This is a genomic window from Oscillatoria sp. HE19RPO (genome assembly GCF_024220515.1).
GTDB lineage: Bacteria > Cyanobacteriota > Cyanobacteriia > Cyanobacteriales > Laspinemataceae > Laspinema.
Window position 1 is genome coordinate 1 of sequence record NZ_JAMXOT010000355.1, and the last position, 16,451, is coordinate 16,451.

Here is a 16,451-nt window from a genome sequence, read left to right on the forward strand (position 1 = left end):
TAAGGGAGTCCAAAAAAATAAATTATCCAAGTTCTGCGGTGAAAAACTTGACTCTTCAGCCTGCGTAGGCAGGCTTTGTCCGTATAGCCCCACCCTTGAGGGTGTGGGTTTTGGGTATTTTATTTTTTGGAGTTCCCTAAGTAAAATCCGTAGGGGTTTCCCTGGGATTCCCTTACCCCGATAGCGCGGCTAAATTAGGCTAAAAATAGAATTAAGGAGTGGGAGCATCTTGCTCCCTTGCTGCAGTTAGGGATCAAGATGCTCCCATTCCTTAAATGGACGGGTCTAATTCGGGCAAGATGTACTATAAAACCCCACTCAAATTTAATACAATTCATATTTGAGTAAGGAACAGGGCAAAGAACCATTGTAAAGGGGAATGCGCTTTGAGGATTTCAGGCCGATTTTTTTAGTGAGTTCTTTGTTGCCCGATAAAATATAAGCCGTCCACCCGGTAAACTGCTGTTTTAAAATATCGCCCATAGATTTATAGAAATCCCCCAGTTGATGGACTTCACCGAGACGTTCTCCGTAGGGAGGATTGCAGATCAAAATTCCGGTTTCGGCAGGGGGTTCGATGTGATAAAATTCTTGGATGGAGAAGTGAACCTGGGCATCTAATCCGCAGTTTTCCGCATTCAGATGCGCTTGTTGGATCACAGACCGATCGCGATCGCTGCCGTAGATGGGGGCCGTTAATTCAGCTTTTTGACCGTCTAGGGCTTCTTGGCGGATATCCTGCCAAAGTTCTAGGTCAAAATCTCGCCAACTCATAAATCCGAACCGTTCTTTAAACAATCCTGGGGCAATATTTAACGCCTTTAAACCCGCCTCTAAAGGTAAAGTCCCGGACCCGCACAAGGGGTCTAAAAAGGGCTGTTCTGGGGAATATTCAGCGAGTTCTAAAATAGCCGCAGCTAAAGTTTCTTTGAGGGGTGCGATTCCCATTGCCGGACGATATCCGCGCCGATGTAAGCTGTTGCCAGAACTATCTAAACTGAGAATGGCGCGATCGCCATGAATATGCAGATTCAGCAACAAATCCGGGTCCTTCGGGTCCACCGTTGACCGTTCTCCCGTGCGATCGCGCTGTTGGTCTACGATCGCATTTTTGACCTGTAACGCCGTAAAATGAGTGTGATTGAGTTTATGATTGCTGCCGGTACAGTTCACCGCCAGGGTATTACCGGGGTCGAGATACTCTTCCCAATCAATAGACTGGATTTCTCGATACAGCATTTCAGCATTGGGACAGAAAAATTCTCGAATCGGAACGAGAACGCGAAACAGCGTTCTTCCCCACAAATTAACCCGGTAAAGTAAAGCGCGATCGCCCGAAAAATGGACCCCTGTAAAGTCCGGACGAACGTCGCGAGCACCTAAGCGTTCTAATTCTTGGGCAGCAATGGGTTCTAAACCCCGAGCAACAGTCGCAAAGTATTCAGTCATCATAAGTGATAGTTTATCAGAAAAGCACCAGCACAGACCCGTTAGGAAGTCATTTCCACTTCCCCAAAATTCGGGAAGCGGCAGAATCCAGGCAGAACGGATCGGGGGAACCGGGTTAAGATAATTATCCAACTTGTTGTGAACTCGAATCCTCTTCTCGCTGTCGGCTATACAAAGGAAGCCTAACGGTAAAGGCGGTCCCGAATCCCACCTCACTTTCAACGGAAATTTCCCCACAATGTAAATCGGTACTGCGTTTCACCATTGCCAATCCCAACCCTGTACCGGGGATATTCCCGACATTTCCGCAACGGTGGAAGGTTTGGAAGAGGCGGGGTATTTCTTCGGAGGGAATCCCGATACCCGAGTCTTTAATCATAAAAATCACCTCAGTTTCGGTACAGGTTAATTCAAAATACACCTCTCCCCCATCTGGGGAGTATTTAATCGCATTGGAAAGCAGATTGTTGAGGATATATCGTAATAATTTTTCATCAAAACAAGGCTTGCGGGATTGGTTGTTCAAGAACTCGGTGGAGTAATTCTGGACAAAATTAATCGTGTAATTTTGGGTTGAGGAAAACTGAAATTCTTCGACAATTCCTTGACAAAAGGGGGTCAGGTCAAGGGGAAGGGGGTTAAACGGAAGTTGGCTCATTTCGGCCCGTCCGATGAACAGGACATCTTCCAGTAATTGGGTCATATTCACCGTAGCCGATTGAATGCGTTGGAGGGCTTGGAACTTTTTATCCAGTTTGTCATTGGGCCATTCCTCTAAATAATATTCGAGTAAATCAGCCGAAGAAAGAATCGTGGTCATGGGGGTGCGGAATTCGTGAGAAACCATTGAAACAAACCGGGTTCTAAACTCCATGATTTCGCGTTCTTTCGCCAAAGCATGACGCAGTTGCTCCTCAGCGCGTTTGATTTCGGTGATATCTTCAGAAATTCCGGCAATGCGGTAGATTTTGCCTTCTTCGTCACGGATGGGAAAGCCCCGATCGCGAATCCAGCGAATGGAACCATCAGGTCGAATGATCCGATATTCGCGGTCAAGGCGATCTAAAGGCATTAATCCGGTGAGGACGGCTTGGCGATCGTCCGGATGAATCGCCTCTAACCGGGCGGTGGGTTGCTCATACAATTCCTGGCGTTCTAGTCCCCAAATTTCCTCATAAGCCGGGGAAACGTACAGGATTTGGCTATAATCTGGATCGCTAATCCAAAAGACCTCTTCGATATTTTCGGCTAATTGGCGGAACCGTTCCTCGCTGGCTTGGACCGCTGCCTCGGCTAACTTTTGTTCGGTGATATCTCGCCCCACAGCTTGAAACTCACTCAACACCCCCTGAGCGTCGAAAATGGCGCGATCGGTCCACTGTTGCCAACGGACTTCGCCATTGGGCAGGACGATCCGGCGTTCCCGGGTGACCACCGGCATGGCGATGGGGTTGCGATCGATATCCGGTATCAAGGAAACCACCGATCCATCCATGAGTTCTTTGCGACTCACTCCAAAATAGCGACAGTAGGCATCATTGACAAAGGTCAGGGTGCCATCCGGTGCAAACCGACAAATCAGTTCGGTTTGATCTTCGACAATGGCCCGATAGCGAGCTTCCGAAGACCGCAGGGCCACTTCCGCTAAGGCCCGTTCTTTATGAAGAGAGACGGCAGCAGCAGCAGCGCGAAGGATGGAGACTTCTGACTCGGACCACACCCGAGGTTCCATGCAATTGTCAAAGCGAATAAATCCAAAGAATTCCCCATGCACCATCAGGGGCAAGATCAGCAGGGATTGAATCCCGGATTGTTCTAACAGTACCCGTTCAGAGTCGGGAAAGTTGCTCACAACATCGGCAATGACTTCTCCTCTGGCTAACAGAGAGACCCACCGCTCAATCAGCAGAGGGGCCTTTAAGGAAAAACATTGCGCCGGTTGGGCAGTGGTGTCGGATCCGGGTTGAATTTTTAACTCTTCGCAACTCCACTGAGCTACCAACAGCGGGGAGTGACCTGTTGGCGCGCAATTCCCCGCAGACAGGGGTGGATTTTGGCAGAGGTAGACTCGACTGGCTTGAGCCGCTTGTCCCAAGGGTTTGAGAATTTCTGTGTAGGGGTAGCTGGGACTATTATCCGTGGGGGGATCTCCTTTAAAGGCTAGGAGTCGGCGCTGCACCTCAACTAAGGCTTCTAACTGCTGATTGGCTTGGCTGAGTTCCTGGGTTAAGCCATGCAATCGTAAGGCGGCACGCACCCGGGCTAGAAACTCTTCGGTTTCGATGGGTTTGGAGAGAAAATCATCGGCTCCGGTGTTGAGTCCCTTGATGCGATCGCCCACTTCTTCTCGGGCGGTGAGCAGGATGAAAAACATCGGTGCGAGTTCCGGGTCGGACTTGATTTTCTGACAGACTTCTAATCCATCGAGTCCGGGCATCATCCAATCGCAAACGATTAAGTCAGGTTCCAGTTCTCTCGCCAGCCGCAAGCCTTCCGTCCCATCCGAGGCCACGGTGATGCGATGTCCGTCGCTTTCGAGTAAGTCCTGGAGGACGAGCTGCACGGTTACGTCATCATCAACAATTAGGATTTTAGCCATAGTAAAAAATGTAGCACTGTAAAAAAGAAAGGGTCAACTTCACTCGAATACTTGTTTGATTCTTCAAAAAGGCTTTTTTATACTTCCCATTCTTGGCTACCCAATTGCTTTAGCTTGTATTCTAAATAAATCGTAGATGGAAGCATTTACCTCAATCTAATTTATGTAGCCCTCGCAACGGACAATCCCTCGGTTTATTGATCCAGGCGACCTAGGGGCGATACCCGCTTTCTTTAGAATCCGCTCCAGACTGGGGTAAACAAGAGGGCGTTTTTCCCCGGTGAGCACTCCGTAGAGGCTCTAGGAAAAGTCAACGGTTTCGCGAAACCCTTAACCCTAGCCGCTCTGAATCAGGATCAGTTAGAGTCTCAGAGAGTGGCTACCCCAGCAGGGGGCGTCACCCCAGAGGATTTAGACCCCACCCTAGCATTAAGCTGCTTCTCCACCCGATATTTTCCCCCTTCTATCTTGTTAGGGTACATGGAGTGGGGAACAGTTCAGTGACGAGTAGAACTTAATTGCAATTGCAATTAAATTCTCTCGATTCTGACTCGACAGGGTAGAAAATCCGGGTATCATAATTGATGGCCTAGGTTTGAGGAATCCGAGTTACGGCCTCCGACTCAAAAATGGCGGCCTCGGTTGCCATCCCCTCATCTGTAGCTATACTGCTGCTGTTCTTCCCTGGGGAGGGCTCTGGATTCGGGACTGGGATCCCTGGACCCAATCTATGCCGATCGCCCAGGAATTGTCCGTAGGTACAAAAGCCATCACAGTCCCAGGCAATGCTTCAATCCTCTAGGCAAAACGCTACACTAGAATACACTCCTTAATTCCCTAAGCGTATGTCCTATTTCGACGGAACCCTCAGCTATCCCCAGACTCGTAAAGGCGATATCGTGGATGACTACCACGGTATCCAGATTTCTGACCCCTACCGTTGGTTGGAAGACCCTGACGCTGAGGAAACCAAAGCTTGGGTAGAAGCGCAAAATACGGTCACCTTTGCTTTTCTTAACGAAATTCCCCATCGCGATCGCCTCAAACATCGCTTGACGGAACTTTGGGATTATGAAAAATACGGCATCCCCTTTAAAAAAGGCAGTCGGTATTTTTATTTTAAAAACGATGGACTCCAAAACCAAAGCGTTCTCTATGTCCTCAATCACCTCGACGATCAACCTCGGGTCTTGCTCGACCCCAACAAGCTCTCTGAAGATGGTACCATTGCCCTAGCCGGTATCGCCATTAGCGAAAATGCTCAATTCATGGCCTATGGTCTCTCTTCCTCCGGTTCCGATTGGCAAGAATGGAAAGTTCGCGACATTGAAACCGGCGAAGATTTATCCGATCATCTCCAATGGATTAAATTCTCCGGTGCTTCTTGGACTCACGACCATCAAGGGTTTTTCTACAGTCGCTATGATGAACCCAACACCAAAGGCCAATATGAAGATGTTAACTATTATCAAAAACTCTTCTACCATCGCCTCGGCACTCCCCAATCCGAGGATATTTTAATCTATCATCGTCCGGATCAAAAAGAGTGGGGATTTAGCGGGGGTGTCAGTGAAGATGGCACCGTTCTGATTATCTCCGTCTGGCGCGGTACCGACCCGAAAAACTTAGTCTTTTACAAAGATTTAACGAATCCTGATGCTCCCGTTATTGAATTAATTACCGAATTTGAAGCCCAGTATGGGTTTATCGATAAAGAAGGGGATTTGTTTTGGTTTCAAACGGACTTGAATGCACCCCGAGGACGGTTAATTTCTCTGAATATCCGCACTGGCGATCGCAACGAACTGATTCCCGAAGCGCCCGAAACCTTAGAAAGTATCGGTCTTTTAAATAATCAGTTTGTCGCCGATTATCTCAAAGATGCTCGCAGTCAAATTAAACTATTTAACCTCGATGGTTCCTTCATCCGGGAAGTCGAATTGCCGGGAATCGGTTCTGCTGGTGGATTTAATGGCAAACGCCACGATACCGAAACCTTTTATAGTTTCACCAGCTTTACCACCCCACCCACCATTTATCGCTACGATATGGTCACCGGAACCAGCACCGTTTATCGTCATCCCCAGGTTGAGTTCAACCCGGATGACTATACAACAGAGCAAATTTTTTACACCAGTAAAGATGGCACTCAGGTACCGATGTTTATCATCCATAAACAGGGAATCCAACGGGATGGGAATAATCCGACCTATTTGTATGGATATGGCGGATTTAACATTTCCCTCACTCCGAGTTTTTCCGTCTCCCAAGTCGTCTGGATGGAACTTGGCGGCATCATTGCCATTCCCAATCTGCGCGGTGGAGGAGAATACGGAGAAGATTGGCATCAAGGGGGGACGAAGTTAAATAAACAGAATGTGTTCGATGATTTTATTGCTGCTGCTGAGTGGTTAATCGAACAGAACTATACGCGACCCCAGAAACTGGCGATCGCCGGAGGCAGCAATGGCGGATTATTAGTCGGGGCCTGTATGACACAACGCCCGGACCTGTTCGCTGCCGCCCTCCCTGCCGTTGGCGTCATGGATATGTTACGCTTCCACAAGTTTACCATCGGCTGGGCCTGGTGTTCCGATTACGGTTCCCCGGATAATCCCGATGAATTTAAAGCCTTGTATGCCTACTCTCCCTTACATAACCTCAAACCCGGTACCGCCTATCCAGCCACTCTGATTACCACAGCCGATCACGACGATCGCGTTGTTCCCGCACATAGTTTCAAGTTCGCTGCTGCCTTACAAGCCGCACATAACTCAAAGGCACCAGTCCTGATTCGCATTGAAACTAAAGCGGGACATGGTGCCGGAAAACCCACGGCTAAAATCATCGAGGAAGTGGCAGATAAATGGGCATTTCTAGTCCGAACTCTAGAAATGGATATCCCCGCTAAGTAGTAACAACTGAAGTCGTTTCTTCCCATGTTCGTAGTAACGACTTCAGTCGTTATTTCCGGTGTTCGTAGTAACGCCTTCAGGCGTTATTTCCGGTGTTCGTAGTAACGACTTCAGTCGTTTCTTATTGTTCGTAGTAACGACTTCAGTCGTTTCCGGGTTCGTAGTAACGACTTCAGTCGTTTCCGGGTTCGTAGTAACGACTTCAGTCGTTTCATAAGTTCGTAGTAACGACTTCAGTCGTTTCCGGGTTCGTAGTAACGACTTCAGTCGTTCTCTTCTCCATAAAACCCACTCACCATCGTCATTAAACCCCACAAATCAGCGATAATTTGAAACCCTGCCGGTTGTTGCTGGATGAGGAAACGACTGAAGTCGTTACTACGAACTTAAGAGTACGACTCAAGTCGTTACTACGAACTTAAGAGAAGAGTACGACTGAAGTCGTTACTACGAACTTAAGAGTACGACTGAAGTCGTTACTACGAACTTAAGAGAAGAGTACGACTGAAGTCGTTACTACGAACTAAGAGTACGACTGAAGTCGTTACTACGAACTTAAGAGAAGAGTACGACTGAAGTCGTTACTACGAACTTAAGAGAAGAGTACGACTGAAGTCGTTACTACGAACTTAAGAGAAGAGTACGACTGAAGTCGTTACTACGAACTAAGAGTACGACTGAAGTCGTTACTACGAACTTGGAGGGTTAAAAGTCATTGTTTAACTGGTCGATCGCCCGTTCATAGATGGATCTTGCAAAATCAGTCCACATTCCTTGTCCCCAGTAGCGGAAACAACTGGTTTGAGTTAACAAATTGTTCAGTAATGCTTGACGATAGCGCGGTTGTTGGGTGAGGTTCTCATCTCCCAGTAACGGGTCAATTTTTTGATGAAATAGGGCGCTGAGGGAATTCATCGGTCCGACTACATTTTCATAGCCTTGCACCCAATTGAGGTTATTCGTCCAGGAAGATCCATCTACATGAAATTGATGGTCTTCTTGCGTTAACTGCCCGATCGCCTCGGCCATTTTTTCCGGGGTGACATTCTCTGGATCAAGCCGTTGCCAGATTTTATGTTGTTGCACTGCTTGGCAGGTGGGATAATCATCCGGGGAACAGCCAGCGGCTTCAATTAGTTCTAAATATTCGGTCCCATTTAAGGCAACTGTTCCCGATTTACCTCCATTATTTTGGGCAATTTCATAGGTGGTACGTTTGAATCCATCGGGGAATTCATTCATCATCACGCCTCCATTTTCTCCGTCGCCAATTTGGGTAACAATTGGGGGAACAGTGACGGAACCAATTTGCTGTTTAGACAGGGTTTTGGCTTCATAATAGGGCTGCATTTGAGCCACTAATTTCGTATCAGACCCTTGGGTTTTAATTAAGGCGGTGATACTGGTGGTTTCCCCCTGGGAATTGCGCGCCATTAGGCGGTGGGGAAGATGTTTGTAGCCGAGACTGTGACCCTCTAAGGTTTCCACGGAATGTTCCTGAACCATAATCCAGCGATAGCCACTTTCTTTGAGGGCTTTGATAAACTCAAATAGGGTATCAGGATGGTTGGGTAGGTGCATTTCTGGGGGGGAAAATCCTTTGACTCGGGCGAGGGCTTCCCAGCCAAAAATTGAGGCAAAATAATGTTGCCATGCTTGAATATGTAGTTTGAGATCCGGCAGGGGAGTGGAGGGAACCACGGCATGACTCCACATGGTTCCTAACCATTCAACATGGAGATAATATTGGGGGTCGCAGGTGATGCGTTTGAGGTTATCGATGACATCATGGCGTCCCATTTGTCGCAATCCCCACAATAAATTGCCGGAGTAATCTAACATGACTCGGGGATTACAGCCGTTGGCGACGAGTTCGGGAATGAATTCCCCCATGCGACTGTAGCACCAAGAGAAGGGTCCGGCATTGTGATTATCGCCTTCGCCGGTATGTTCAAACATATATTGCAGGTGGCCGATATATTCACCATTGGGTCCGGCAGGGATGGTGGGTTGATGCATATGCAAGGCGATCGCAAATGCAGCACTAATGTCTTCTAATCGGATATTTGTAATAGGCAAAAATACAGGTTTGTTCTGTTGAACGACGGAACGAACTGCGTTTTCCCACCCGCAAATATTGGGTAATCCTTGTGAAAATTCCTCTAATTTGGGAAGTTCTGTGGGTGTGGGAGCGATGGAAACCATAATTTTAATTGCTGCTTTAACGTGCTATTTTTAGTTTACCATTGATTGAGTGTCTTGGAACAGATACTTTTTAACTTGAGTCAAAATGATGTTTCCGAGTTTTCTGCCTTCTGATGTTGAGTTTTTGACGGAATCTACTTCGATCGCCCTGGCACAGAGAATCGAATGTCAGGATGTCCTGACTTCCTTATGCGATCGCCCGATTCCCACGAGTTTCGTTCGCGAAGGTCGGGGGGGACCGCCGATTTTGTTGCTACATGGGTTCGATAGTTCCGTGTTTGAGTTTCGCCGGTTGCTGCCGTTGTTGGCAGGGGAACAGGAAACTTGGGCAATGGATTTATTGGGATTTGGATTTACCCAGCGCCTGCCGGAAATTCCAATTACACCTGCGGCGATTAAAACCCATTTATATGAGTTTTGGACCCAGTTAATTCAACAGCCGATGATTTTAGTTGGAGTATCGATGGGGGGTGCAGCAGCACTTGATTTTACCCTATCTTACCCGAATGCGGTGCAAAAATTGGTATTAATTGATAGTGCCGGGTTTGCCAAGGGTCCGGCGATGGGGAAGATGATGTTTCCCCCCCTGGGGTATTTGGCGACCCAATTTTTAAGAAATCCGCGAATTCGCCAACAAATCAGTTTGAAAGCGTACTGCGATCGCACGTTAGCTTCGGCGGATGCCTCCGCTTGTGCGAGTCTGCATTTGCAGATGCCAGGATGGGATCGCGGCACGATCGCCTTTACCAAAAGCGGGGGTTACAACTTTTTAGCGGATAAAATTGAGCAGGTAGACAAACCGACTCTAATTTTATGGGGAGAAAATGACCAAATTTTGGGAACAAGGGATGCTGACAAGTTCAAAGAAGCGATCGCCTCAAGTCAGCTGATCTGGATTCCCAACTGTGGTCACGTTCCCCATTTAGAACAACCCCAGTTGAGTGCAGATCACATTCTGGAATGGTCCAAACTCTGAACTGATCCTCTGCTGTTCCCCAGTTGCCAAAAAAGTTTGGCAACTGAGACTTTTTCGAGACAGAATGTAAAGAGATAGCAAACCCTAAAATTAGGGAATGCAGGCAGTGCTAACCCTGACGTAAAATCTTTTGGTCCTTTGTCCTAAAAGCCAGGGATCAGCAGACTCCCCCGGATCTGGAGTCCAGAAACCCGGATGGTTAAGGCCAAATCCGAGATCCGGCAGGGACCGAAACTCGACCCCCGATCTTTTGGGGGTCCTCGGTTGGAGGTCCATAGGAAAGCCACTGCCTCTCGGAGATAGGTGTCGTGAAAACATACAGGGGATTGAGTTCGGGAAGGAAGGAATGCAAAAGTTTAGCCAACAGCCAGAGGACCGTTTGACGAACTGGGCCGCCCCCACCCCTCCCCCTTTGGAGGGTCCGGAGAATCTCCAATCGGAGGAGGAAGAACTGCGGCAGGCGTATCAGCGATTAACCTTTCATGTGGAAAACTTTCCCCTAGGGGCGATCGAGTGGGATTGTGCGATCGGGGTGAAGCGATGGTCTTCCCAAGCGGAACAAATTCTCGGCTGGAAGGCGGCAGAGGTGATGGGTATTCCTCGGCAAAAATGGCCTTGTAACTATCCTGAGGATGAAGCCCTGGTTGCCGAAGCTGTTGGTCGTTTACTTGAGGGAAGAGAATCTCACAACGTTGTTTGTCATCGGAATTACACAAAAACGGGTGAAGTGATTTGGTGTGAGTGGCATAATTCGGCTCTGTTAGATGAGGCGGGAGATCCGATTTCGATTTTATCTTTAGTACAAGATAGAACCGAACAGAAACAGGCGGAGCAGGAACGGGATCAATTGATTTCTAAAATCGATCGCCAGAATCAAACCCTAGAAGCCTTGGTGCAAGAGCGCACGGCGGAATTAGCCCGAACGGTGGAACGGTTGGAAATTGAAATTGCTCGCCGGGAACAACGCGATCGCCAGTTTTCAGCGATCGCCGCCAATTTGCCCGGGGTGATGTATCGGGCGATTATTCGCACCGATGGACGAATTACAGTGCCTTTCATCAGCGATGGCATTGAGGAACTCACGGGGATTGACCCAATGGATGCGATGGCGGATTTGTGGGGATTATTTGGTCGGGTGCATCCGGACGATCGCGAGGGGTTTCGTGAGCGCATCGCTTCTTTAGGCGGCATCCAACAACCCCGGGAACATCAGGAATTTCGGATCATTAGTGCCTCGGGCGAACTGAAGTGGGTGCAGGATAATACCCATTATACTTGGATGGAAAATGGGGATGTGATTGCCGATGGGGTGATGCTGAATATCAGCGATCGCAAACAGGCGGAAGAGGCGATGCGGCAACAGGTGGAACGGGAACGGTTACTCGGGGCGATCGCCCAACGGATTCGCCAATCCTTGGATTTAACCACCATTCTGAGTACCACTGTGGAGGAAGTCCAGCAAGTGCTCGGGTGCGATCGCGTCTTAGTCTATCGCGTTTGGGCGGATGGGACCGGCAGTGCGATCGCTGAAGCCGTCAAACCCGGTTGGCTGAAAGTCTTAAATCGGGTTTTTCCCGAAGAAGTCTTTCCCCCCGAAAATTATCAACGGTATATCGAAGGCCGAATTTGTGCTTTAGTTGACCGGGATTCCGGACAGACTTTACCCTGTTTGGTGGAGTTTATGAAAAGCATTGAAGTCCGAGCGAAATTGGTCGTTCCGATTGTCGAAAAAGACACCCTGTGGGGATTATTAATTGCCCATCAATGTTCGGGACCCAGGCAGTGGCAAACCGGGGAAATTGACCTGTTAGCTTCTTTAGCCACTCAACTGGCGATCGCCATTCAGCAGTCCGAACTCTACGAACGGTTGCAAGTCGAATTGAGCGATCGTAAAAAAGCTCAATGCCAAATTAAAGCCTCCCTCGAAGAAAAAGAACTCCTCCTCAAGGAAGTTCATCATCGGGTCAAAAATAACTTGCAGGTGATTTCCAGTATTTTTTCCCTGCAAAGTTCTTATATTGAAGAACCGCGAATTTTATCGATTTTACGCGATAGTCAAAACCGCATTGCTTCAATGGCCTTAATCCATGAAAAACTTTACCACTCGGACACCTTGGCTAAAATAGATTTCAATGATTACATTGAAAGCTTGACTAGCAACTTATTTTCATGTTATAGTATTAATGCTCAAAAAGTTTTGTTAAAACTGGACATCGAAAATGTTTCCCTCAACTTAGACACCGCAATTCCCTGCGGATTATTGCTCAATGAACTGGTGTCAAACTCCCTCAAACACGCCTTTCCCGACAACGGATCGGGAACCATCTTTATTGAATTTACCGCCCAAACTAATCAGCAATTAAACCTGATGGTGCGCGATACAGGTCGGGGCTTACCCGAGGGATTAGACTTCAAAAAAACCAATTCTTTAGGACTGCGCTTAGTTCGTGCTTTGACTAGACAATTACGGGGAACCCTGGAGATTAAAAATAGTCACGGAGCTTGCTTTCAAATTACCTTTCCCTCTCCTCAAGGTCTTTAACCCTATTCCGGGGACCCACAAGCGGGTGTAATATAAAATCCCTTTTGGCTTTACCCCAGACAATTTCAGTTTTATAATTGACACAAAACTTGAGGGACAGGAATTCTGTCTCATCATACCGATTAAAGTTGGGGGAAACCTGTCATGTCACCTAAAATTCTGGTTGTAGAAGATGAAGCCATTATTGCCGAAGATATTGCCCTCCGTCTCGAAAAAATGGGATATGAGGTGGTGGATATCGTAGCTTCAGGAGAAGAAGCCATCAAAGCGGCGGCGATTCATCAGCCAAATTTAGTATTGATGGATATCATGCTGCAAGGGCTTATGGATGGGATTATGGCAGCGGATAACATTCGGGAAACCTTAGAAATTCCCGTAGTTTATTTGACCGCTTATGCCGATGAAAATACCTTAAAACGAGCCAAAATAACCCAGCCTTTGGGCTACATTCTCAAACCCTTTCGGGAAACTGAACTCTGGGTGACTATCGAAATAGCTTTATCTCGTCATCAGGCCGAATTGGAAGTGAAAAAAGCCGTTTCTACCGCAGAAACGAAGCGTTATAAGGCCGAAGAAGTGAGCCAAATCAAATCTCAGTATCTCTCGATGGCGGCCCATGAATTTCGCAATCCCTTGACGACGATTCAATCATCAGCGGAATTAATTCAGGAGTATGTGGATAATTGGCCCCCGGAAAAAACGCAAAAACATCTTGAACAAATTGTGATGGCAACGGAAAGCCTGAATCAATTACTGGAAGATATTTTAAAATTTGGCAAAGCCGATTTTCAAAAAACCCGCTTAAACCCGGCCCCTTTAAATTTGGCATCATTTTGCGAGGGGATTGTGGAGACCTTTCAATTGACTTCAGGACATGAATATTGCCTAATTTTTACCCAACAAGGAGAAGCGCGGACTGCCTACCTCGACCCAAAATTACTGTGGCATTTGTTCAATAATTTAATTGCCAATGCGATTAAGTATTCTCCCACAGGGGGGGAGATTTTGATTACCCTATCTTTTGAACCCGATGAGGTGGTGTTTCAAATCTGCGATCGCGGAATTGGCATTGACCCCGAAGACATCAATACCCTATTTGTACCCTTTTCTCGCGCTTCTAATGTGGGGACTATCCCGGGAACTGGGTTGGGACTGGCGATCGCCAAACGGTCCGTGGATTTACATCACGGTCAAATTACCGTGGAAAGCCAACTGGGTCAAGGGACAACGTTTACCGTTACCCTTCCCCTCAACCCAGTCCCATAACCCTTACCCTTTCACCCGTTCTCCCAGACCCTGTTCTAATCGGTCCAATAATGTATCCACATCCGCAGATACCGTTTCAAAACATTGGGGAGGGGGTGGATCGGTGACAAATTCTATCACCTTCAACTGCCCTTGATTAATCCCCACGAGGAGAACCTCTGTTTCAGGATTAAATCCCTCGACAATTCCCACCACTTCTTGTAAAAAACTCCCCACGGTTTCATTGAGTTTGAGTACCGCCTCTTTGGGACAGTAAACAAAATGCGGTGTGGGTTGTAAATCGATTCCCATCACACTGCCATTATGTTGATTTTCCAGCCATAGGCCCCAGGAAAGAGCAGCTAATTCCTGTTGGTGAGCTTTGGCAAAATCTGCTAACTCATAACGCCATCGGTCCTCTTCTTTCTCTGGCTGAAGGTTCCCCGGTAAAAAACCAGTCATTGCTATTTCTCTTACGTTGCGATTGGATGAATTGGATTACTTTAAACCCATTTGCACGCGCCATAACCCTGCATAAATTCCTTCTCGTTCCAGAAGTTCCTCATGAGTGCCGCGCTCTATTAATTCTCCCCGATCCATGACATAAATGCAATCGGCATTTCGGATCGTGGAGAGACGATGAGCGATCGCAATCGTTGTCCGGTTTTGCGTAATCCGTTCCAAAGAACGCCCGATCGCCGCTTCGGTTTCATTATCCACTGCTGATGTCGCTTCATCTAAAATCAAAATCGGCGGATTTTTCAACAGGGCCCGGGCGATCGCCAACCGTTGTCGCTGTCCCCCGGAAAGTTTCTGCCCCCTCTCCCCTACAATGGTGTCATACCCTTGGGGCAGTTCCAGAATAAAATCATGGGCTTCTGCCAGTTTTGCTGCCTCAATCGCATCCTCATAACTGGCATCAAAACTGCCATAAATGATATTTTCAGCCACAGTCCCATGAAATAAAAACACATCCTGACTGACTAACCCGATCGCCCGTCGCAAATCCTGCAACTGAATATCGTGCAACTCTATCCCATCTAAAGTAATACTTCCCGACTGAATTTCATACAGTCGCAGCAACAACTTCACCACCGTACTTTTCCCCGAACCTGTCGCCCCCACCAGGGCAATGGTTTTTCCCGCAGGAATTTCTAGGGATAACTGATTAATCACCGGATTGCGATCGAAATAGGCAAAGGTAACATCCCGCCATTGGATTTCACCCCGTACTGTCTGAATTGGTAACGGTTTATTTCCCGGATGAATGGCGATCGGTGTATCTAATAAATTCATCACCCGGGCGACAGAAGCCGTTGCCCGTTGATACAAATCTAAAGTCTGACCCAAGCGCGTTAACGGCCATAATAACCGCTGGGTTAAAAAGATTAAAACGCTGTAAGTCCCCACGGCTAAATTGCCTTCTACAGCAGATAAACCGCCAAGCAACAAGGTAGCGGTAAAAGCCACCAGAATGATGATTCTAATTAAGGGAATAAAAGCGGCAGACAGGGCAATTGCGCGTCGATTACTTTGGCGATAATTTTCACTCAACCGTCCGATGCGTTTGCTTTCATAAACCTCAGCCGTATAGCTTTTAATCGTGGTAATGCCACTTAAATTATTGCTGAGTTGGCTATTGAGCAAACTGACCTGTTCACGCACCTCGGCATAGCGAGGGGTGAGCAATTTCTGGAAGGCGATCGAACCCCAGATAATAAAGGGCATGGGCAACAGTGCCATCCAGGCTACCGTTGGCGCTAACACAAAAAAGACTGTGCCAATGATAATCACCGTCGTGATTACCTGGAGAATTTCATTGGCCCCGACATCCAAAAAACGCTCTAGTTGGTTAATATCATCATTTAAAATAGACATAAACCCGCCGGTAGAACGCTCCTCAAAATAGGCCAAGTCTAAGTCTTGTAAGTGGCGGTAAACATCCAGGCGTAAATCATGTTGGAGGGTTTGAGCCAGATTGCGCCAAAGGCGATCGTAGGCATACTGAAAGACCGATTCCATCACCCAGACAATAAAGGTAAGCCCGCTGAGAAGCAGTAATTGTCCGAAGACATCGGTCACCCCAAATCGGGCAATGAAAGAGTCTTCTTCATTGACAACCACATCCACTGCTGCCCCAATCAGGGCCGGAGGTGCCAAGTCAAATAATTTATTGAGAATAGAACAGGCGATCGCCTGCCAGATTTGAACGCGATATTGATGTCCATATTCCAGCAGACGCCCCAAGGGATGCCCTGAATGTTTGCGGGTCATAGTGCGATTGACTGACACGGAATTTATCAGTATAGGGGTTGAAGGTGTCCATCTATCATACGCCTGCTACGGAATCCGGTTGTTTATGGACCTTTGAAAACCGGATTCCGGATGAGATTAGGGCTCCCCCCAGTGCGATCGCCCGGTTTAGGGGATTGCAAAATATAAATCCTCCAAACGCGCAACTGAAAGGAAGGTATGTGTAGGGGCGCAATGCTTGCGCCCCAGGGGCGCAAGCATTGCGCC

10 protein-coding genes are annotated in these 16,451 nt (G+C 47.7%); 5 read left to right on the forward strand and 5 right to left on the reverse strand.

Translation table 11 applies throughout. The features are described 5' to 3' along the window. Window positions 1-324: 324 nt before the first annotated feature. Both NG833_RS26310 and NG833_RS26315 read right to left on the reverse strand, forming a co-directional pair. A complete protein-coding gene (locus NG833_RS26310) occupies window positions 325-1,449 on the reverse strand; it encodes a class I SAM-dependent RNA methyltransferase (protein WP_254568245.1) in 1,125 nt (374 codons plus the stop codon). A gap of 124 nt (window positions 1,450-1,573) precedes the next feature. Then, complete coding sequence (locus tag NG833_RS26315) at window positions 1,574-4,048, reverse strand: PAS domain S-box protein (protein WP_254568238.1); 2,475 nt, start codon at window positions 4,046-4,048, stop codon at window positions 1,574-1,576. A gap of 375 nt (window positions 4,049-4,423) precedes the next feature. On the opposite strand from NG833_RS26315, the gene NG833_RS30655 reads away from it, so the two are divergent. Together NG833_RS30655 and NG833_RS26320 are read left to right on the forward strand one after the other, a co-directional pair. Then, window positions 4,424-4,552 (forward strand): hypothetical protein, encoded by a 129-nt coding sequence (locus NG833_RS30655; RefSeq protein ID WP_256556171.1) that lies wholly within the window; start codon window positions 4,424-4,426, stop codon window positions 4,550-4,552. 341 nt (window positions 4,553-4,893) lie between these two features. After that, window positions 4,894-6,963 carry a prolyl oligopeptidase family protein gene (locus NG833_RS26320; protein ID WP_254568239.1) on the forward strand — a complete coding sequence of 690 codons (2,070 nt, stop codon included), beginning with the start codon at window positions 4,894-4,896 and terminating at the stop codon, window positions 6,961-6,963. A gap of 705 nt (window positions 6,964-7,668) precedes the next feature. Here the strand turns inward: NG833_RS26320 and NG833_RS26325 are convergent. After that, window positions 7,669-9,168 (reverse strand): glycosyl hydrolase family 57, encoded by a 1,500-nt coding sequence (locus NG833_RS26325; protein WP_254568240.1) that lies wholly within the window; start codon window positions 9,166-9,168, stop codon window positions 7,669-7,671. Between the two features lie 88 nt (window positions 9,169-9,256). Here NG833_RS26325 and NG833_RS26330 point away from each other — a divergent pair, with 88 nt between their 5' ends. The 3 genes from NG833_RS26330 to NG833_RS26340 all read left to right on the forward strand — a co-directional run bounded on the left by NG833_RS26330 (window position 9,257) and on the right by NG833_RS26340 (window position 13,952). Further along, window positions 9,257-10,144: an alpha/beta fold hydrolase gene (locus NG833_RS26330; protein WP_254568246.1), complete on the forward strand. Its 888-nt coding sequence runs from the start codon at window positions 9,257-9,259 to the stop codon at window positions 10,142-10,144. A gap of 346 nt (window positions 10,145-10,490) precedes the next feature. After that, a complete protein-coding gene (locus NG833_RS26335) occupies window positions 10,491-12,686 on the forward strand; it encodes a histidine kinase dimerization/phosphoacceptor domain -containing protein (RefSeq protein WP_254568241.1) in 2,196 nt (731 codons plus the stop codon). Between the two features lie 144 nt (window positions 12,687-12,830). Further along, window positions 12,831-13,952, forward strand: a complete 1,122-nt coding sequence (locus tag NG833_RS26340) for an ATP-binding protein (protein ID WP_254568242.1) — start codon at window positions 12,831-12,833, stop codon at window positions 13,950-13,952. Between the two features lie 3 nt (window positions 13,953-13,955). Here NG833_RS26340 and NG833_RS26345 read toward each other — a convergent pair whose 3' ends face one another. Together NG833_RS26345 and NG833_RS26350 are read right to left on the reverse strand one after the other, a co-directional pair. Next, window positions 13,956-14,393 carry a hypothetical protein gene (locus tag NG833_RS26345; RefSeq protein ID WP_254568243.1) on the reverse strand — a complete coding sequence of 146 codons (438 nt, stop codon included), beginning with the start codon at window positions 14,391-14,393 and terminating at the stop codon, window positions 13,956-13,958. Between the two features lie 36 nt (window positions 14,394-14,429). After that, a complete protein-coding gene (locus NG833_RS26350) occupies window positions 14,430-16,205 on the reverse strand; it encodes an ABC transporter ATP-binding protein (RefSeq protein WP_254568244.1) in 1,776 nt (591 codons plus the stop codon). Window positions 16,206-16,451: the final 246 nt, after the last annotated feature.

Bases quoted from the DNA above. Each gene is read 5' to 3' on its own strand.
- NG833_RS26350 (WP_254568244.1), bottom strand. From the start codon at position 16,205: ATGACCCGCAAACATTCAGGGCATCCCTTGGGGCGTCTGCTGGAATAT.
- NG833_RS26310 (WP_254568245.1), bottom strand. From the start codon at position 1,449: ATGACTGAATACTTTGCGACTGTTGCTCGGGGTTTAGAACCCATTGCT.
- NG833_RS26320 (WP_254568239.1), top strand. From the start codon at position 4,894: ATGTCCTATTTCGACGGAACCCTCAGCTATCCCCAGACTCGTAAAGGC.
- NG833_RS26330 (WP_254568246.1), top strand. From the start codon at position 9,257: ATGTTTCCGAGTTTTCTGCCTTCTGATGTTGAGTTTTTGACGGAATCT.
- NG833_RS26325 (WP_254568240.1), bottom strand. From the start codon at position 9,168: ATGGTTTCCATCGCTCCCACACCCACAGAACTTCCCAAATTAGAGGAA.
- NG833_RS26335 (WP_254568241.1), top strand. From the start codon at position 10,491: ATGCAAAAGTTTAGCCAACAGCCAGAGGACCGTTTGACGAACTGGGCC.
- NG833_RS26345 (WP_254568243.1), bottom strand. From the start codon at position 14,393: ATGACTGGTTTTTTACCGGGGAACCTTCAGCCAGAGAAAGAAGAGGAC.
- NG833_RS26340 (WP_254568242.1), top strand. From the start codon at position 12,831: ATGTCACCTAAAATTCTGGTTGTAGAAGATGAAGCCATTATTGCCGAA.
- NG833_RS26315 (WP_254568238.1), bottom strand. From the start codon at position 4,048: ATGGCTAAAATCCTAATTGTTGATGATGACGTAACCGTGCAGCTCGTC.